Here is an 18,276-nt window from a genome sequence, read left to right on the forward strand (position 1 = left end):
ACGAGGTGAACCCCATCGAAGCCGGCAACGCTCGATTTCCTGCGGCCTGGCAAGGGATGCAAAGCGGTCAACTGCCGTTTCCAGGTTCATCGACCCGCGGCGGCTTTTGCCAGCGCCGGCCCCGCATCCTGGTTTGCGCAAGTCGCAGCATGTGCCGCGCATTGTCACTGCGGCGCCCATTTGAGGCCGACGTAGAGCATGCGACCCGGCGTGGCGTAGGCGTCGGCAAGCTGGTAGTCCTTGTCGGCCAGGTTGTCGAGCCGCGCGACCAGCGTGAAGTCGCGCGCCAGCGACGTACTGGCGTACAGGTTCAGCAGGCCGTAGCCGCCCAGGCGCAGGGTGTTGGCGGCGTTGTCCCAGCGCGCGGCGGAGAGCTGCGCCTCGACCCCCACGGCCCAGCCCGCGACCACCGTGTCGGCGCCCAGGCTCGCATGGCGGCGCGCGCGGCGCGCGAGCTGCTTGCCGGTCTCCAGGTCGTGCGGGTCCTGCCAGTCGATGGAGCCGTGCAGCGCCACGCCGGCCACGCGGTGGCTGCCCGAAAGCGTCACGCCCTTGTACTCGGCGCGGCCCACGTTCTCGTAGCAGCCGAAGGCCGACGCGCAGGCGCCGGCGGCGCCGAAGTTGATGAGGTTGCTCACGCGGTTGCGGTACACCACGACGCCCGCGCTGCTGGCGCCCTGGGTCCAGCGCAGGCCGGCCTCCATGTTGCGGCCCGATTCGGGCTGCAGGCCGGCCGCACCGTATTCGCTGAAGCGCTGGTACAGCGTGGGCGCGCGGAAGGAATTGCCCGCCGACACCGTGGCGCGCCACTGCGGCGCAATGGCGTAGCCATAGGCCAGGCTGCCGGTGGTCTTGCCGCCGAACTCGCTGTCGTTGTCGCGGCGCAGGTTGGCCTGCACGGTGTGGGCGCCGGCGCTGAAGCCGTAGCCCAGCGCCAGCGCGTTCTGCGAGCGGCTGCGCGCCAGGCCGGGGCCGAAGTCGGTGGCGGCGTTGTCCAGCGCGTCCTCGCGCCGCTCCAGCGCGGCGGTGACCAGGTGCGCGCCGATGCGCAGCTCGTTGTGGAGCAGGTAGTTGCGCAGCGTGGTGCGGGTGCCGTAGAAATTGGGCTCCGATGTGTAGGCGCTGCGCGATTCGCTGGCCTGCACGCGGGTGCTGTAGGCGTCGCTCCACTTGCCGGTCCAGGTCAGTCCGCCCGCGCGTAGCTGGTAGTGGTTGCGGTCGTCGGCGACCAGGCCGGCGTCGTCGTACTGCGAGTTCAGGTTGCTGGCCAGGAGCGTGCCTTCGAGGCGCTGGCGCGCATCGATCTGCAGGCCCAGCCGGGCGTTGGCCGAACTGCGCTTGTAGCCGTCGTCGTCGGGGTTGGCGCCGGCGACGGGGCGGGCGTTGAAGCCGTCGCTGCGCTCGTGCGACAGGCCCAACGCGTAGTCCACCATGCCGGTGCCGCCGCTGATGCCAGCTTCGGCGGTGCGCGTGCCCCGACTGCCCAGGCCGACGCCGGCATAGGGCGCGGGCTTGCCCTCGCCTTTCCTGGTGAAGAGCTGGATCACGCCGCCCACGGCGTCGGAGCCGTAGACGGCGGCGGCGGGGCCGCGCAGCACCTCGATGCGGTCGATCTGCGCGAGCGGGATCTGCTCCCACGCCACGCCGCCGGTAGATTGCGAATCCATGCGCACGCCATCGATGTAGACAGCGGTGTAGCGCGACTCGGCGCCGCGCAGGTACATGCTGGTGGTGCTGCCGGGGCCGCCGTTGCGGCTGACCTCCACGCCCGGCAGGCGGGCCAGCACGTCGGCCACATCCACGGCGCCGCTGCGCTCGATGGAGTCGCGGTCGACGATGGAGAAGTCGGCCACCAGATCGGACAGGGGCTGCGCCACGCGCGTGGCGGTGACCACGGTTTCGCGCAACTCGGCATCGGTGGCGGCCTGCGCCACCCGGGTTTGGGAAAAGGCCGGGAATGCGGCGGCCAGCGCCAGGGGCAGCGCGGCACGGCGCGCGGAAACGAAACAGGTTTTCATCGAGAGACCAACAGCAGGAAAGTCGCCGCGACCGGCTTCCCCGCCGGTCATTGGGCACCACGGGCGCCACGGCTTCGTCGAAGCCATGGCGCCCACCTCGTTGGCCGGTATCCGGGCTGGCGGAACACCCCCCATCGCCTTCCCAGGCGCTTGTTCAAGGCGCCCAGTGGCTGTGTGGATGGAGAGTGGATCGTGCGATCCGTCCGCTGACCGTTGCGGGGGCAGCGCAGGCTGGGCGTTCCCCATGGCGGGGTCGGCCTTCCTGCTTCCCGTTGAACTGCGGCATGCGAACCACACCGCGAGCACCAACGGCGGCGATTCTACGGCGAACGGCGCCGCGGCACGGAAAGCCAGACCTACAATGCGGGGCTGTATGCCGTCCCCGACCCCTCTCGACCTGATTGCCGACCGCGTGGAGCGCCTGCTCGTGCGCCACGAGGAACTGCAGCGCACCAACGCGCTGCTGGGAGCCCAGGTGGCGGCACTGACGCAGGAGCGCGACTCGCTGAAGTCGCGCCTGAACGCGGCGCGCGCGCGCGTCGATGCGCTGCTGGAGCGGCTGCCCGCGCCGCCGCAGCCCGGCCCCTCGAAGGAAAGCGCGCCATGAAGCAGATCGAGGTGCAGATCATGCAGCAGAGCTACCGGCTGGGCTGCCCCGAAGGCCGCGAGGAGCGGCTGCTCGAAGCGGTGCGGCGCGTGGACGGCGCGATGACGCAGATCCGCGACGCAGGCAAGGTGCGCGCGCGCGACCGCATCGCGGTGCTGGCCGCGCTCAACCTGGCGTTCGAGCTGGCCGACCGCGAGGCCGCGCCCGCGCGTCCCCGTCCGATCACTGCCGCGGACCTGCCCGAGGACGAGCGCCTGCTGCACCTGCTGCGGCGCCTAGACGACGCGCTCGGCAGCGACGGCCGGCTGCTCTGATCTTTTTACTTGCGGCGGCAGGGCCCGCAAGTGCCGCAAAAGCGGGTTGCGCCCCTACAATGGCATCGTCTGCGGTGCTGCCGGGCTTTATATTTCCTTGAACCAATGCTCCCTGAGCATGGGCTTGGTACATTGCCCGGCAAGCGTGATCGTCTCGCGTCAGATGAACCCAACGCCTGGCTGCCCTCGCCCACCTGAACCCCCGGTTCAGGATGCCGGTCCGGTGGCACTCGCAGACACCTATTCGCGCACGACTTACGCAAAACGGGTTCAGGCGAGACGCCCGCCCCTTGGACGCAACGGCTGGTGCATCCTTGTTTGCGCAGGCCCAGCACTTCCTACTGCTGCTGATCGTGCCCGCGCTGCATGGCGCGCAGCATCCGCTCGAACTCCGCGGCAGGCAGGCCCGGAGCGCACAGAAAACCCTGGAACCGGCTGCAGCCCAGCGCCACCAGCGCGTCGCGCTGCACCTCGGTCTCCACGCCTTCGGCGATCACGTCCATGCGCAGCGCGCGGCCGATGCTCACGATGGCGCTGACGATGGCGCTGTCGCCCGCGTCGCCGGGCAGGCCGCGCACGAAGGACTGGTCGATCTTGAGCTTGTGGATCGGAAAGCGCTTCAGGTACGCCAGGCTCGAATAGCCGGTGCCGAAGTCGTCGATGGACAGCCGCACGCCCAGTTGGGCCAGCAAGCGCAGGCGTTCGAGCACCTCGTTGGCGTCCTGGATCAGGATGGACTCGGTCAGCTCCAGTTCGAGCAACTCGGGCGGCAGCTCGGCCATGGCGATGGCGACGGCCACGGTGTCCACGAAGTCGCTCTGGCGAAACTGCAGCGCCGACACGTTCACCGATACCGGCACCGGCATGCCCTGCCGCAGCCAGCGCGCGGCCTGGCCCACGGCTTCCTGCAGCACCCAGGCCCCGATGGGAACGATGCTGCCAGACTCCTCGGCCAGCGGGATGAATTCGCCGGGCGGCACGTTGCCGCGCTCGGGGTCATGCCAACGGATCAGCGCCTCCACGCCGACGATGCGGTTGGTGCGCAGACTGAGCTGTGGCTGGTAGTGCAGCCGCAACTGGCCCAGTTCCAGCGCGCGGTGCAGGTCGTGCTCCATCTTGATGCGCGGCAGCAGGTTGGCGTTCATCTGCGGCTGGTAGAAGCCGAAGCTGTTGCGCCCGCTGTCCTTCACGCGGTACATGGCCGTGTCGGCATGCCGGATCAGGTCGTCGAGCGTGGGGCCGTCCTGCGGGAACAGCGCGATGCCGATGCTGCATCCCAGCGAGAACTCGACGTCGTCGAGCGCGAACGGCGGGCGCATCTGGTCGAGGATGCGGCGGGCCGCGGTCTCGGCGGCCTGCGCATCGGCGCCGTGCAGGTGGATCACGAACTCATCGCCGCCCAGGCGGCACAGCGTGTCGACCTCGCGCAGCCCGCCCTGCAGGCGCGCGGCGACCATGCGCAGCACGCGGTCGCCGAACGCATGGCCGAGCGAGTCGTTGATGTTCTTGAAACGATCCAGGTCCATGAACAGCATGGCGAAGCAGGCACCCTCGCGCTGCGCCACGCGCAGGGCGAACTCCACGCGCTGCGACAGCAGCGTGCGGTTGGGCAGGCCGGTGAGCGCGTCGGTGTAGGCCAGCTCCTCGATGCGGCGGTGCGCGGCGTGCTGCTGCGTGAGGTCGCGCAGGAAGCCGACGCTCTGCGTCAGCGCGCCATCGGCGTCGCGCAACGCCACCCACGACAGGTGCACGGGGCAACTGCTGCCGTCGGCGCGGGCGAGCAGGAGTTCGGCATCCCAGAAGCCATGGTGCTTCCAGGCCGCCTCGGCGCCGCTGTAGATGTCGCCCGGCTCGGCGCGGCGCACCAGCAGAGCCACGTCGCGCCGCAGCAGCGCCTGCGCCTCCTCGCCCACCAGGGCGGCGAGCGCGGGGTTGACTTGCAGCACGCGGTGGTCGGGGCCGGCGATGAAGATGGCGTCCAGGCTTGATTCGAACACCTGGGCGGCCAGGCGCAGGCCGGCCTCGGCGGCCGTGGCCTCGGTGATGTCGCGAAACGAATACACGCGGCCGATGGGCCGGCCCCGGCTGCGCTGCGGCAGCGTGACCCGCTGCACCAGCCGCCCGCCGTGCAGGGCCAGCACGTCCGTGGCCTCCAGCGCCGGGGCGGCCTCGATCTCGGCCAGCCGCTGCCGGTAGCGCGGCGCGTCGATGACGCGGCTGGCCAGGAACGCGGCCAGTGCGCTGTCGTCGCGGCGCAGCAGCAGGTCCGCCGGCACGGCCCAGATGCCGGCGAAGCGTTGGTTGAAGCCGCGCACCGCGCCGTCGGGCCCGCAGACGAGGATGCCGTCGGCGGTGGAATCGAGCGTGGCGCGCAGTTCGGACACGAGCTTTTCCAGCTCGTCCTCGGTGCGCTGCTGCTCGGTGCGGTCGGTCATCGCCAGCAGGAAGACCGGCGTGCCGTCGTCCAGCGCGGCCTGGCTGACGCGCCGCTCCACGTACACGACCTCGCCGTCGGGGCGCACGAGCTGCGAATACGAGTACAGCGTGTCGGCCAGGCCTGCGGCGGCCTCTTCCCAGAAGAAGGCGTCCTCGGGCGCGGCGAGCAGGCTGGCGACGGGCAGACCCGGCAGGTCGCCCTGCGGCAGGCCCGTGAGCCGCGCGGCGGCGGCGTTGGCAGCACGGATGCGCAGGCTCTGCGCGTCGACCATGACAACCGCTTCGAGCAGCCCCTCCACGAGTGGCCCCGAAAGCGCGAACGTCACGAGGTGTCCTCGGGTGGCTGGGGGTCCACCGCCCTCTCGAAGAAATAGCAGATGCGCTGGCGCGGCGACAGGTAGTCGAGCGCGGCCTTGGGCAGTTGCACGGGCTTGAGGCTGCGGCGGATGCCGAGTTCGGGCGTGTTTTCCAGGTCGAGTACCAGCGCCTCTTCTTTCGGCACGCGGGGCTCGTAGACGATGACCTTGGGGCGCAGGGGGCGCGAGGAGTTGACCGAGACCACGAGCGCGAAGCAGTCGTTGACCAGTTGCACGACCGAGCCCGGCGGGTAGATGCCCATCATGCGGATGAACGCGCCGAGCGCCACGCTGTCGAAGCGCAGCTTCATCTGCGCGAAGATCACCGACAGCGCCTCATGCGGCGTGAGCGCCATGGCCGCGCGCGCGGGATTGCACAGGTTGTCGTAGCGGTTCACCAGCCCGAGTATCTTGCCCGCGGGGCTCAGGGCGTCCATCTTGAGCTGGCGCGGAAAGCCGCTGCCGTCCACCATCTCGTGGTGCTGGCCGATGGCGTCGAGCGCGACGGGCGCGAGCCCCATCTGGCGCCCGAAGGCCAGCGAATGGCCGACGTGCTCCTGGTAGACCTTCAGCTCCGCGGCGCAGAGGTATTCGTCGTAGAAGCGCACCCGGTCGGGCAGCTCCATCTTGCCCAGGTCGTGCAGCAGCGCGGCCATGCCGAGCTGGGTGAGGTCGTCGCCCTCCATGCCCAGTGTCTTGCCGAGCAGCAGGCAGATGACCATGACGTTGACCGAATGCATGGCGTTGCGCTCGCCCGCGCCTTCGGACAGCAGCCGGATGACCGATTCGCCGTTGGACAGCATTTCGCCGATGCACCGGGAAACGAGCCGTTCGCTGACCGCCCGGGCATCCTCGGGCTGGGGGCGTACCAGCTCGGCCACGCGGCGGAACTGGCGCGTGGCCTCGAGGAAGCTGCGCTCGCACTGCAGCAGGCTGCGCTCCTGCGCTTCCAGCAGGCTGGCGAGCTGCGGGCGCAGCAATGGGTCGAGCCCGGGCTGCGCCGCAGAGGAAGCGCCGCGCGGCCCGCCGTCGGGGGGCGAGGCTTCATCGCCGGGCACCGTGGCCGCGGCATCGCTCTTGTCGGGGAAGTAACGGATCTGGCGCAGCCCCAGGCCGCGCAGCGTCTGCAGTTGCTCGTCCGTCACTATCTTGAAGCTGTTCAGCGCGAAGGGATGCTCCATCCATCCGAGATCGAGCTGGACGAACATGCCTTTACGCAACTGCTGGATGTCGATAACGCGCGATGGACTTTCTTCCATGGAGACCGGCGGGGTTTCTTCTGCGTGATGCGTGGTGCGTCTTGGCTGATTATGGGGGCAATCAACCTAGAAACGGCAGTTGGATGCGCCTGCCGGTGCCGTGATCGGGGTGCCAGGCAAGGCGCGACGACGCGGCGGGCTACTGCCCGCAAGGAGGAGCAACGCCGCATGGCGCGCCGAGCGCGGTGCTGGCAGGTGCATAGCGCTCTCACCCACGAGGTGAACGCGATCGAAGCCGTCAACGCTCGATTTCATGCGGCCTGGCAAGGGATACGAAGCGGTCAACTGCCGTTTCTAGGATCAAAGACACCAAAGCGGAGTTCGATGCACCACGTCGGCCCAGAGCGACCACGCCGCCATGCCGCACAGAACCGCGCCGCCCGCGCGCGTCCCCCAGTCCCGGCGCATGCCGTCGAGGCGCGAACGCAGCCGCGTCCAGAGCCACGGCCCAGCGCAAAGCCACAGGCCGCTGCCCGCCGCGAACAGGGCCATCGCCACCGCGCCGCCCACCGCATCGCCCCCCAGCGACGCCACCAGCAGGGCCGAATACAGCAGTCCGCAGGGCATCAGCGCCCACAGCGCACCTGTTGCGAAAATGCCTCCTGGCGCCTGAATCCAAGGCTGCAGGCGCCGCCACAGGCGCTGCCCGGCCTGGTCCACCCAGGCCGGCTGGCGGGCCCGCAGGACCAGCAGCAGGCCCCAGGCCAGCACGGCGACATGCATGAGCGTCCACAGCGGGCGCAGCGCGCCCGTCTGCGCGCTGACCCAGGCGAGGCCCTGGACGGCGGTGGCCGCCAGCGCGCCCAGCGCCGCATAGCCCACGGCCCGCCCGGCCTGGAAGCAGGCCATGCGCCGCCAGGCGGCGGCGCCCGCGGCGGGAAACCGGCTCACCCCCGCGCACGGGGCCCCGCACATGGCCGCGCAGTGGACGCCGCCCGCAAGGCCCATGAGGAAGGCCGTGGCCGCGAGCGTGAGGAGCATGGGTCAGATGATCCTGGAGAACCGCGCGCGGTTGCGGTCGGCCTGCAGGTAGCGGTCGAACACCATGGCGATCGCGCGCACGAAGTACCAACCCGTCTCCGTGACCTCGATGCCGCTGTCGTCTAACTGCACCAGCCCCTGCCCTTCCAGCGCACGCAGCGCCTCCAGCTCGGCGGCGAAGTAGCTGCGGAAATCGATCAGCCAGGCCAGATCGATGGACTCGAACACCAGTTGCCCCTGGCACATGATGGCCATGATGACGGCCCGGCGCACCAGGTCGTCGCGCGAGAGCGCCAGGCCGCGCACCACCGGCAGGCGGCCCTGGTCGAGCAGGTCGTAGTACTCCTCCAGCGTCTTGGTGTTCTGGCTGTACGTGCTGCCCACGCGGCCGATGGCCGAGACGCCCAGGCCGATCAGGTCGCAGTCGGGCTGGGTGCTGTAGCCCTGGAAGTTGCGGTGCAGCCGGCCCTGGCGCTTGGCCACGGCCAGCGCGTCGCCCGGCAGCGCGAAGTGGTCCATGCCCACGTACACGTAGCCCGCGTCGGAGAACGCCTCCAGCGACTGCGACAGCATGGCCACCTTGGCAGCGGCGCCCGGCAGCTCGGCGCTGGCAATGCGCCGCTGCGGCTTGAAGCGCTCGGGCAGGTGCGCGTAGGCGTACAGCGCAATGCGGTCGGGCCGCAGCCGGGCCACCTGGGCGAGCGTGCGGTCGAACGACTCGGGCGTCTGCCGCGGCAGGCCGTAGATCAGGTCCACGTTGATGGATTCGAAGCCCAGCGCGCGTGCTGCGTCCATCAGGTCGAACACCTGCGCGGCCGGCTGCACGCGGTGCACCGCCTTCTGCACGGCGGGGTCGAAGTCCTGCACGCCGAAGCTCAGGCGGTTGAAGCCCAGCTCGGCGAGCACGGCCAGGCGCGCGGCGTCCACCGTGCGCGGATCGATCTCGATGGAGTACTCGCCGCCGGGCACGAAGCTGAAGCTGCGGCGCAGGATGGCCATCAGCTCGCGCAGGCCGTCGTCGTCGAGGAACGTGGGGCTGCCGCCGCCCAGGTGCAACTGGCTCGCGACCTGGCCCGTGCCGCAGTGCGCCGTGTGCAGGTCGATCTCGCGGCCCAGGTAGCGCAGGTAGGCGTCGGCGCGGTCGTGGTGCTTCGTGATGATCTTGTTGCACGCGCAGTAGTAGCACAGCGACTCGCAAAACGGTATGTGCACGTAGAGCGAAAGCGGCTGCGTCTTGCCCAGGGGGCCCACGCGCCGCTGCTGGAGGGCCTGCACATACTCGTCGCCGCGGAATGCTTCGACGAAGCGGTCGGCCGTGGGGTAGGATGTGTAGCGGGGCCCCGACACATCGAAGCGGCGCAACAGATCGAGTGGCACGGCATTCATCGTCGGGGCTCCTTGGTGCATGGCGCTACTGTGCCGTGAATGCCACATCCCTTGCTTGATCCGCATCAAGCGCGAGAATCGGCCCCGGGGTCACAATTTGACCCATGTCACAGACTTCATGAGAGCAGGAGCCATGATGCAAGAAGCCAGAAACATCCCGATCAGTGCCGATGCGGCAGCCGGCCAGCACCGCATGACGCCGCAGACCATCAAGGTCGCCTGCTCCAACTGCAACCTGCGCGAGCTGTGCATGCCCGTGGGGCTCAAGCCCGCCGAGCTGGACCGCATCGACGAGGTGGTGGCCACGCGCCGCAAGGTCAAGCGCGGCGGCACGCTGTTTCGCAATGGCGAGAAGTTCGCCTCGCTCTATGCCATCCGCACCGGCTTCTTCAAGACTTGCGTGGCCACCGAGGACGGGCGCGACCAGGTGACGGGCTTCCAGATGGCCGGCGAGATCATTGGCCTCGACGGCATCGTGAACGACCACCACACCTGCGACGCCGTGGCGCTGGAGGATGCCGAGGTCTGCGTGATGCCCTTCGACCGCATCGAGGAACTGTCGCGCGAGGTCAACGCCCTGCAGCACCACGTGCACAAGATCATGAGCCGCGAGATCGTGCGCGAGCACGGCGTGATGCTGCTGCTGGGCAGCATGCGCGCCGAGGAGCGGCTGGCCGCCTTCCTGCTCAACCTGGTGCAGCGGCTGCACGCGCGCGGCTTCTCGCAGTCGGAGCTGATCCTGCGCATGACGCGCGAGGAGATCGGCAGCTACCTGGGCCTGAAGCTCGAAACCGTGAGCCGCACGTTCTCGAAGTTCGTCGAGGAAGGCACCGTCGAGGTCAAGCAGCGCCACGTGCGCATCATCGACACCGACGCGCTCAAGCGCATCGTCAACCCGCAAGTCCACCACTGAGCGGCCCTTGCGCCCCAGGCGCCGGCAATATACTCCCCCTGCTACCATGCCGCCACCGCCGGAAAATAGCCACAATCAGCCATATACTCCCCAGGAGTATCATGCACGATGGTTGCGGCTGCAATCGCCGGGGCGCTCGCCGGGCGGCACCGGGCAGCGGTTGAGCTCGAACGGCGAGAGCGACAGCAGCGTCGTCAGCGCGCTCGACGCCATGGCCACGGCCCAGAAGACGAAAAACGCCAGCGCATAGACCGTATCGCGCGACCAGCCCAGCGGCTGGCCGCGCCAGTGCAGGTCCTGCGGATCGACCAGCGCGAACACCAGCATCTCCAGCACGCCGGCCATCAGGAACGCGGGCCATGCGACCCACATCAGTCGGTTGATCCTCATCGCTTGCCTCCTTCTCTTTTCATCCGTGGGCACCCGGCCCCATATGCCAATGCCATGTGGCCGCTACGGCCTGGGCGCGGGCAGGTCGGGCGTGGGCGTGGCGGCATGGTTGCGGGCCTGCAGGGCCGGCGCCAGGCTGCGCGCGTGCTCCGCCGCCAGCGTGCGGTTGATCTCGATGCCCTTGCGGTAGTAGTCCTCGTCCACCACCGGGTCGCCGCGGGTGACGGCGATCCACGCGGTCAGGATGCCCGCGACCACCACTGCGGCGGGGCCGGAAATGAGCAGCCACACATGGCCGTATTTCCACCAGGGCAGCGCGGCGACCGGGGCGGCGGATGGGGATGGCGTGGGGGACATGGGGGAGCCTCTTCGTTGGGTCAGCGGGGCACCAGGAACACGGACTTCTCCGCCACGTGGGCGGCCTGCCCTTCGGCCTGGATGTCGAAATACACGGTGTGCGAGCCGGGCTCCACCGCGCCATAGGGAATCTGCAGACGCACGGCCACCCAGCGCGACTCGGCGGGGGCGACCTCCACGCGCTCATCCGAGGCCACGGCCAGGCCCTCGATGCCGCGGGCAGCGATGCGGTAGACCTGCGGCACCTCGGTCGCATTCATGATCTGCAGGCGGTAGACGTTCTCCAGCCTGCCGCCGGCCACGATGCGCGAGAGCGCGGCGCGGTCGCGCACCACGTCCACCTTCAGCGGCGTGCGCAGCGCCAGGCTGCCCAGCAGCGCCACGCACAGCGCCGCAAGCACGGTGGCGTAGACCAGCACGCGGGGTCGCAGCACGCGGCGCAGCATGCGCGCCGAACTCCAGCGCCCGGCCATGCCGTTCTGGGTGGCCAGGCGGATCAGCCCGCGCGGGTAGTGCATCTTGTCCATCACGCCGTTGCAGGCGTCGATGCACAGGCCGCAGCCGATGCATTCGTATTGCAGGCCGTCGCGGATGTCGATGCCCGTGGGGCAGACCTGCACGCACAGCGTGCAGTCGATGCAGGCGCCCAGTTGCAAGGCCGCCGGGTCGGCGCTCTTGCTGCGCGGGCCGCGCGGCTCGCCACGCTGGCCGTCGTACTGGACGATGAGCGTGTCGCGGTCGAACATCGCGCTCTGGAAGCGCGCGTAGGGGCACATGTACTTGCAGACCTGCTCGCGCATGAAGCCGGCGTTGCCGTAGGTGGCGAAGGCGTAGAACAGCACCCAGAACACGGCCCAGCCGCCGATGGCGCCGTGCAGGATGCCGGCGCCGAGTTCGCGTATCGGCACGAAGTAGCCCACGAAGGTGAAGCCCGTCCACAGCGCGATGGCGAGCCAGAGCAGGTGCTTGAGCGACTTCTTGGTGATTTTCTCGCGCGTCCACGGCGACGCCTCCAGCCGCAGCCGCGCCGAGCGGTCGCCCTCCACGTGGTGCTCGATCCACAGGAAGATCTCGGTGTAGACCGTCTGCGGGCAGGCGAAGCCGCACCACAGCCGCCCGGCCACCGCGGTGAACAGGAACAGCGACAGGGCCGATACCACCAGCAGGCCCGTGAGGTAGATGAAGTCCTGCGGGTAGAGCACCCAGCCGAACAGGTAGAAGCGGCGCGCGCCCAGGTCGAACAGCACCATCTGGCGCTGGCCCCATTCGAGCCACGGCAGGCCGTAGAAGACCAGTTGCGTCAGCACGACGAGGGCCAGGCGCCAGTGCGCGAAGCGCCCGGCGATGGCGCGCGGGTGGATGGTCTTCTGCGCCGCGTAGAGCGACTCGCCCTCCCCCCCGCCCCCGGTGTCGGGCACGATGGGAATGGTCTTGCGGGCGGTGGATGCGGCTGGCTTCACGGGCTGGCTCCTGGCTGCGGGGGGCATGCCGGGGGCGTGCTACTGCACGGCTCCCGGCTTGTTGGACAGGCTCCACACGTAAGAGGCCAGCACCTGGATCTGCGCGGGCGTGAGCTTGCCTTCCTGGGTCGGCATGTGGCTCATCTTGCCGTTGTTGACCATGGCCATGATGGCGCCCTCGCCCCAGCCGTGCAGCCAGATGTCGTCGGTGAGGTTGGGCGCGCCCAGGGCCTGATTGCCCTTGCCGTCGATGCCGTGGCAGGCGGCGCAGGCGATGAACTTGGGCTTGCCCAGCGAGGCGCGCAGCGAATCGTGCGGGCTGCCCGAGAGGCTCAGCACGTAGTTGGCGACGTTCTTCACGTCGTCGGACGCGCCCACGGCGGCGGCCATGGGCGGCATGGTGCCGTTGCGGCCCTTGGTGATGGTCTCGCGGATGGTGTCGGGCGCGCCGCCGTAGAGCCAGTCGTGGTCGGCCAGGTTGGGGAAGCCCTTGCTGCCGCGCGCGTCGGAGCCGTGGCACTGGGCGCAGTTGTTCATGAACAGGCGCTCGCCGACGGCCATGGCCTGCGGGTCGGCGGCGATGGCCTCGGGCGTCATGGACTGGAAGCGCGCATAGAGCGGCGCCAGTTCGCGGTCAGCCTTGTCGATCTCGCTCTGGTACTCGTCGCGCGTGCTCCAGCCGAGCTTGCCGGCGAAGCTGCCCAGGCCCGGGTAGGCCACGAGGTAGCCCAGGCCGAACACGATGGTGATGACGAACAGACCTACCCACCAGAGCGGCAGCGGGTTGTTCATCTCGCGCAGGTCCTCGTCCCAGACGTGGCCCGTGGTGTTGTCCGCGCCGGCGGACACTTTCTTGCGCGCCGTGACCCACAGCAGGATCAGGCAACCGGCGATGCCAACCAGCGCCAGGGCGGCCACGTAGACCGACCAGAAGGGGTTGTTGAAGTCACTCATGGGGAGGTTTCCGGTGAGGGGGTCAGTCTTGTTGTTCGAAGGGCAGTTGCGCCGCTTCGCGGAAGCGCTCGGCGTTGCGGCGCGAATAGGCCCAGGCCACGATGCCGAGGAAGGTGGCGAAGCTCACGACCGTGGCGGCCACGCGCAGGAAGGTGATGTCCATCGCTTGCGACTCCTTGTATGCCGGCTGCTACTTGAGCGCCAGGCCCAGCGATTGCAGGTACGCCACCACGGCGTCCATCTCGGTCTTGCCCTTCACCTCGTCGGCGGCGCCGGCGATCTGCGCGTCGGTGTAGGGCACGCCCACCGTGCGCAGCGCCTTCATGCGCGGGGCCAGCGCCGCCGGGTCGAGCTGCGACTTCTCCAGCCAGACGTAGGCCGGCATGTTGGATTCGGGCACCACGTCGCGCGGGTTGTTCAGGTGGATGCGGTGCCACTCGTCGCTGTACTTGCCGCCCACGCGCGCCAGGTCGGGGCCGGTGCGCTTGCTGCCCCACTGGAACGGGTGGTCGTAGACGAATTCGCCGGCCACCGAGTAGTGGCCGTAGCGCAGCGTCTCGGCGCGAAACGGGCGGATCATCTGCGAGTGGCAGTTGTAGCAGCCCTCGCGCAGGTACACGTCCCTGCCGGCGAGCTGCAGGGCGGTGTAGGGCTGCACCCCCGTCACCGGCTCGGTGGTGGATTTCTGGAAGAACAGCGGAACGATCTCCACCAGCCCGCCCACGGCCACCACGAGCAGGATCAGCAGGATCATCAGGAAGTTGCTGGTCTCCACCTTCTCGTGGCTGAAGCCGGCGGTGGTTTGGTTGTGGTCACTCATCGTGTGCACCTCTTCTTCTCATGCATGGGCCGGGTTGACGGCGGGGATGGGCGCGTTGACCGAGCGGCCCGAGATGGCCGTCATCCACACGTTCCAGGCCATGACCAGCATGCCGCCGAGGTACAGCAGGCCTCCGAGCACGCGGATCACGTAGAACGGATAGGTGGCCTTCACGCCTTCGACGAAGGTGTAGGTCAGCGTGCCGTCGGGGTTGATGGCGCGCCACATCAGGCCCTGCATGACGCCGGCGATCCACATGGCGGCGATGTAGAGCACGATGCCGATGGTGGCGGTCCAGAAGTGCAGCTCGATGGCAGGCACCGAATACATCTTCTTCTGGCCGAACAGGCGCGGGATCAGGTAGTAGAGCGAGCCCATCGAGATCAGCCCCACCCAGCCCAGCGCGCCCGAATGCACGTGGCCGACGGTCCAGTCGGTGTAGTGGCTGAGCGCGTTGACGGTCTTGATGGACATCATCGGGCCCTCGAACGTGCTCATGCCGTAGAACGACAGCGAGACGATCAGGAAGCGCAGGATCGGGTCGTCGCGCAGCTTGTGCCAGGCACCCGAGAGGGTCATGATGCCGTTGATCATGCCGCCCCACGAGGGTGCCAGCAGGATCAGCGAGAACACCATGCCGAGCGACTGCGTCCAGTCCGGCAGCGCGGTGTAGTGCAGGTGGTGCGGGCCGGCCCACATGTAGGTGAAGATCAGCGCCCAGAAGTGGACGATGGACAGCCGGTAGCTGTAGATGGGCCGCTCGGCCTGCTTGGGGATGAAGTAGTACATGATCCCCAGGAATCCCGCGGTGAGGAAGAAGCCCACGGCGTTGTGGCCGTACCACCACTGCACCATGGCGTCCTGCACGCCGGCGTAGGCCGAGTAGCTCTTCATCCAGCCCGCCGGCACCTCGGCGCTGTTGACGACGTGCAGCAGCGCCACGGCGATGATGAAGGCGCCGTAGAACCAGTTGGCCACGTAGATGTGGCGCACGCGGCGGATGCCGATGGTGCCGAAGAACACGACGGCGTAGGCCACCCAGACCAGGGTGATCAGGATGTCGATGGGCCATTCCAGCTCGGCGTATTCCTTGCCCGTGGTGTAGCCCAGGGGCAGACTGACGGCGGCGGCCACGATGACGGCCTGCCAGCCCCAGAACGTGAAGGCGGCCAGGGGCGCCGCGAACAGCCGCACCTGCGACGTGCGCTGCACCACCCAGTAGCTGGTGGCGAACAGCGTGCTGCCGCCGAAGGCGAAGATCACCGCGTTGGTGTGCAGCGGGCGCAGGCGCCCGTAGCTGAGCCAGGGAATGCCGAGGTTGAGATCGGGCCAGGCGAGCTGCGAGGCGATGACCACGCCGACCAGCATGCCGACCACGCCCCATACCACGGCCATGATCGAGAACTGCCGCACGACGGTGTCGTTGTATTCAGCGGCCTGCGTACTTGGAAAATTCATCGTGTACCTCTACCTCTATATTGCAATGCCAGTGTCGCGGCGCGACCCCGCGGGCGTGTTGACGCATATCAATCGTCGCGCAAAATGCGCTCGCCCTCCTGCTCCACGCCCTCGAACTGGCCGTGGTACACGGCCCACCAGAGGCCGCCCAGGATCAGCAGCACGAGCGCGACCGACAGCGGGATGAGCAGGAAGAGGATGTCCATTCAGGGGGTTTCCGGCAGGGGCCGCGCCAGGCGCGCGGCGTTGAGCACCACGAGCAGCGAGCTGGCCGCCATGCCCAGTCCCGCCAGCCACGCGGGCAGCCAGCCCGCCACCGCCAGCGGCACGCAGACCGCGTTGTAGAGCGCGGCCCAGAGCAGGTTCTGCCGCACCACGCGCAGGGTGCGGCGCGCCAGCGCCACGGCCTGCGGAATGCGCCGCAACTGCGCGCCCAGCACCACGAAGTCGGCGCGCGCCTGCGCCAGCGGCACGGCGTTGCCGAACGCGAACGACACGTCGGCCCCGGCGATGACGGGCCCGTCGTTCATGCCGTCGCCCACCATGGCGACGCGGCGCCCCCGGGCCTGCGCGGCATGCACGAAGGCCAGCTTGTCCTGCGGCGTGCAGCCGCCCCGCGCATGGGCGATGCCGGCCTGCGCGGCCACGCGCCGCGCAGCCTCGGGCCGGTCGCCCGACAGCAGTTCCACGGCCACCGCCTCGCGCGCCAGCGCGGCCACGGCGGCGTGCGCGTCGCCGCGCACGCTTTCGCCGATGTCGAAGAACGCGATGGGGCCGTCGGCATCGGCCAGGCAGGCGCGCGGGCCTTCCTGCGGCTGCGCATGCGCCATGCCATCCGCGCCACCCACGCCGCAATACCGGGGCGAGCCCAGCCGCACGGCCAGCGGCCCCTGGGCGGCTTGCGTACCGCGCACCTCGGCGCACAGGCCCTGGCCGGCCTCCTCGCGCACCGCGCCCACCTGCCAGCGCGCCAGCGCATCGGCGGGCACGCCCGCGGCCAGCGCGCGCGCCACCGGGTGCAGCGAATGCCGCGCCACGGCGGCGGCCAGGGCATGCGCATCGGCGCCGGAGCAGCCGCCGCGCACGGCATGCACCGCCCGCAGCGCCAGGCCGTCGTGGGTGAGCGTGCCGGTCTTGTCGAACACCACGGTGTCGATGCCCGCCAGTGCCTCCAGCGCCTGCAGATCGCGCACCAGCACGCCGCTGCGCGCCAGCGTGCCGGCGGCGGCCAGCATGGCCACGGGCGTGGCCAGCGACAGCGCGCACGGGCAGGTGACGACGAACACGGCCACCGCCACCATCAGCGCGCGGCCATGGTCCTGCGGCCACCACCACGCGCCGGCCAGCACGCCCGCGACGATCACCGCCAGCAGGAACGGCGTGGCGATGCGGTCGGCCAGCCGTGCGAGCCGGGGCTTGTCGAGCGACGCGCTTTCCATGAGCGCGACGATCTGCGCGAACCGCGTCGCGTCGCCGACGCGCTCCACGCGCACCTGCACCGCCGACTGCAGGTTGTGGCTGCCGGCGGTGACCATGCCGCCTTCGGCCCGCGCCACGGGCGCGGATTCGCCCGTGAGCAGCGCCTCGTCGGCCAGCGTGCTGCCCTGCACCACCGTGCCGTCGGCGGGGAAGGCCTCGCCCGGCAGCACACGCACCACGTCGCCCACGGCCAGGCGGCGCACGGCCACGCGCTCGAAGCCGCCGTCCGCGCGCCGCCGCTCCACGCTCTGCGGCAGGCGGTTCATGAGCGCGTCGAGCGCCCCGGCGGTGCGGTCGCGCAGGCGCAGCTCCAGCCAGCGGCCCGTGAGCAGGAAGAAGACGAACATCGTCAGTGAGTCGAAGTACACCTCGTGTCCCAGCGGCCCCATGGGGTCGAAGGTGCCCGCCGTACTGACGACGAAGGTGATGGCCATGCCCAGCGCCACCGGCAGGTCCATGCTCACGCGGCGCTGCCAGAGGCCGCGCCAGGCGCTGGCGAAGAACGGCCCGCAGCAGAAGAACACGACCGGCAGCGTGAGCACCCACGAAGCCCAGCGCAATAGCTGCACCATGTCGGGCGCCATGTCGCCGGGCGCGGCCACGTAGGCGGGCACGGCGTACATCATCACCTGCATCATGCACAGGCCCGCGACCAGCCAACGCCACAGCGCGCGCCGCGCCTCCTGCCGCCGGCGCTCGCGCATGAAGGCGTCGGCCGCCGGCAGCGCGCGGTAGCCCGCCTGCGCCACGGCGGCCATCCAGCGCGAGGGCAGCACCGCGCCGGGCCGCCAGACCACGCGCGCGCGCCGCGTGGCGGCGTTCACGTCGGCGCGCAGCACGCCGGGCACGCCGGCGAGGGCGCGCTCGATGGTCAGCGCGCAGGCGGCGCAGTGCATGCCTTCGAGCACCACCTGCGACTCCCAGGCGCCCTCTTGCGCGCCCTTCGCGCCGCCGCCCTCCACGGTGCAGGGGCGCCCGAACGCGGGCCATTCCTGCGGATCGTCGAGCAGGCCGAGCGCCGCGTCCGGCGCGAAACCGGGCATGGCGGCGGACGCGCGCGGCGCGGCGGAAGTCAGGGCGGTCGTGGT

17 protein-coding genes and 1 riboswitch are annotated in these 18,276 nt (G+C 69.8%); of the genes, 3 read left to right on the top strand and 14 right to left on the bottom strand.

Translation table 11 applies throughout. The features are described from left to right. Positions 1–164: 164 nt before the first annotated feature. A complete protein-coding gene (locus PY257_RS09025) occupies positions 165–2,018 on the bottom strand; it encodes a TonB-dependent receptor domain-containing protein (protein ID WP_275741034.1) in 1,854 nt (617 codons plus the stop codon). 85 nt (positions 2,019–2,103) lie between these two features. Then, a riboswitch (cobalamin riboswitch) is annotated at positions 2,104–2,343 on the bottom strand. 48 nt (positions 2,344–2,391) lie between these two features. On the opposite strand from PY257_RS09025, the gene PY257_RS09030 reads away from it, so the two are divergent. After that, the gene (locus PY257_RS09030) at positions 2,392–2,625 is read left to right on the top strand and encodes a cell division protein ZapB (protein ID WP_275741035.1); all 234 of its coding nucleotides are present in this window, start codon (positions 2,392–2,394) and stop codon (positions 2,623–2,625) included. Then, entirely contained in the window at positions 2,622–2,939 is a 318-nt protein-coding gene (locus tag PY257_RS09035; RefSeq protein ID WP_275741036.1) for a cell division protein ZapA, read from the top strand. The genes PY257_RS09030 and PY257_RS09035 overlap by 4 nt, the downstream gene beginning before the upstream one ends. A gap of 338 nt (positions 2,940–3,277) precedes the next feature. On the opposite strand, the gene PY257_RS09040 is transcribed toward PY257_RS09035, so the two are convergent. The 4 genes from PY257_RS09040 to hemN all read right to left on the bottom strand — a co-directional run bounded on the left by PY257_RS09040 (position 3,278) and on the right by hemN (position 9,357). After that, positions 3,278–5,701 (bottom strand): sensor domain-containing protein, encoded by a 2,424-nt coding sequence (locus PY257_RS09040; protein WP_275741037.1) that lies wholly within the window; start codon positions 5,699–5,701, stop codon positions 3,278–3,280. Next, on the bottom strand, positions 5,698–6,990 hold the full coding sequence (locus PY257_RS09045; RefSeq protein WP_275741038.1) for a cyclic di-GMP phosphodiesterase: 1,293 nt from the start codon (positions 6,988–6,990) through the stop codon (positions 5,698–5,700). Before PY257_RS09045 ends, PY257_RS09040 begins: the two co-directional genes overlap by 4 nt. Positions 6,991–7,290: 300 nt before the next feature. After that, positions 7,291–7,971 carry a sulfite exporter TauE/SafE family protein gene (locus PY257_RS09050; protein WP_275741039.1) on the bottom strand — a complete coding sequence of 227 codons (681 nt, stop codon included), beginning with the start codon at positions 7,969–7,971 and terminating at the stop codon, positions 7,291–7,293. Positions 7,972–7,974: 3 nt separating this feature from the next. Further along, complete coding sequence (hemN, locus tag PY257_RS09055) at positions 7,975–9,357, bottom strand: oxygen-independent coproporphyrinogen III oxidase (RefSeq protein WP_275741040.1); 1,383 nt, start codon at positions 9,355–9,357, stop codon at positions 7,975–7,977. A gap of 193 nt (positions 9,358–9,550) precedes the next feature. Here hemN and fnr point away from each other — a divergent pair, with 193 nt between their 5' ends. Further along, positions 9,551–10,270 carry a fumarate/nitrate reduction transcriptional regulator Fnr gene (fnr, locus tag PY257_RS09060; RefSeq protein WP_275741077.1) on the top strand — a complete coding sequence of 240 codons (720 nt, stop codon included), beginning with the start codon at positions 9,551–9,553 and terminating at the stop codon, positions 10,268–10,270. 99 nt (positions 10,271–10,369) lie between these two features. Here fnr and PY257_RS09065 read toward each other — a convergent pair whose 3' ends face one another. The 9 genes from PY257_RS09065 to PY257_RS09105 form a co-directional block, all read right to left on the bottom strand. Next, complete coding sequence (locus PY257_RS09065) at positions 10,370–10,660, bottom strand: hypothetical protein (protein ID WP_275741041.1); 291 nt, start codon at positions 10,658–10,660, stop codon at positions 10,370–10,372. A 63-nt stretch (positions 10,661–10,723) separates the two neighbouring features. After that, positions 10,724–11,017 carry a FixH family protein gene (locus tag PY257_RS09070; RefSeq protein WP_275741042.1) on the bottom strand — a complete coding sequence of 98 codons (294 nt, stop codon included), beginning with the start codon at positions 11,015–11,017 and terminating at the stop codon, positions 10,724–10,726. 20 nt (positions 11,018–11,037) lie between these two features. After that, positions 11,038–12,504 (bottom strand): cytochrome c oxidase accessory protein CcoG, encoded by a 1,467-nt coding sequence (ccoG, locus tag PY257_RS09075; protein ID WP_419095682.1) that lies wholly within the window; start codon positions 12,502–12,504, stop codon positions 11,038–11,040. Between the two features lie 12 nt (positions 12,505–12,516). Continuing rightward, complete coding sequence (gene ccoP / locus PY257_RS09080) at positions 12,517–13,431, bottom strand: cytochrome-c oxidase, cbb3-type subunit III (RefSeq protein WP_275741044.1); 915 nt, start codon at positions 13,429–13,431, stop codon at positions 12,517–12,519. A 22-nt stretch (positions 13,432–13,453) separates the two neighbouring features. Beyond that, positions 13,454–13,594, bottom strand: coding sequence for a cbb3-type cytochrome oxidase subunit 3 (locus PY257_RS09085; protein WP_275741045.1), 141 nt, complete (start codon positions 13,592–13,594; stop codon positions 13,454–13,456). Positions 13,595–13,621: 27 nt separating this feature from the next. After that, positions 13,622–14,251 (bottom strand): cytochrome-c oxidase, cbb3-type subunit II, encoded by a 630-nt coding sequence (gene ccoO / locus PY257_RS09090; RefSeq protein ID WP_275741046.1) that lies wholly within the window; start codon positions 14,249–14,251, stop codon positions 13,622–13,624. 18 nt (positions 14,252–14,269) lie between these two features. Beyond that, a complete protein-coding gene (ccoN, locus tag PY257_RS09095; RefSeq protein ID WP_275741047.1) occupies positions 14,270–15,709 on the bottom strand; it encodes a cytochrome-c oxidase, cbb3-type subunit I in 1,440 nt (479 codons plus the stop codon). A 68-nt stretch (positions 15,710–15,777) separates the two neighbouring features. Further along, entirely contained in the window at positions 15,778–15,915 is a 138-nt protein-coding gene (gene ccoS, locus PY257_RS09100; protein ID WP_275741048.1) for a cbb3-type cytochrome oxidase assembly protein CcoS, read from the bottom strand. Beyond that, positions 15,916–18,231, bottom strand: a complete 2,316-nt coding sequence (locus PY257_RS09105; protein WP_275741078.1) for a heavy metal translocating P-type ATPase — start codon at positions 18,229–18,231, stop codon at positions 15,916–15,918. Positions 18,232–18,276 lie beyond the last annotated feature (45 nt).

It is taken from the genome of Curvibacter soli, assembly GCF_029211125.1.
Classification (GTDB): domain Bacteria; phylum Pseudomonadota; class Gammaproteobacteria; order Burkholderiales; family Burkholderiaceae_C; genus Curvibacter_A; species Curvibacter_A soli.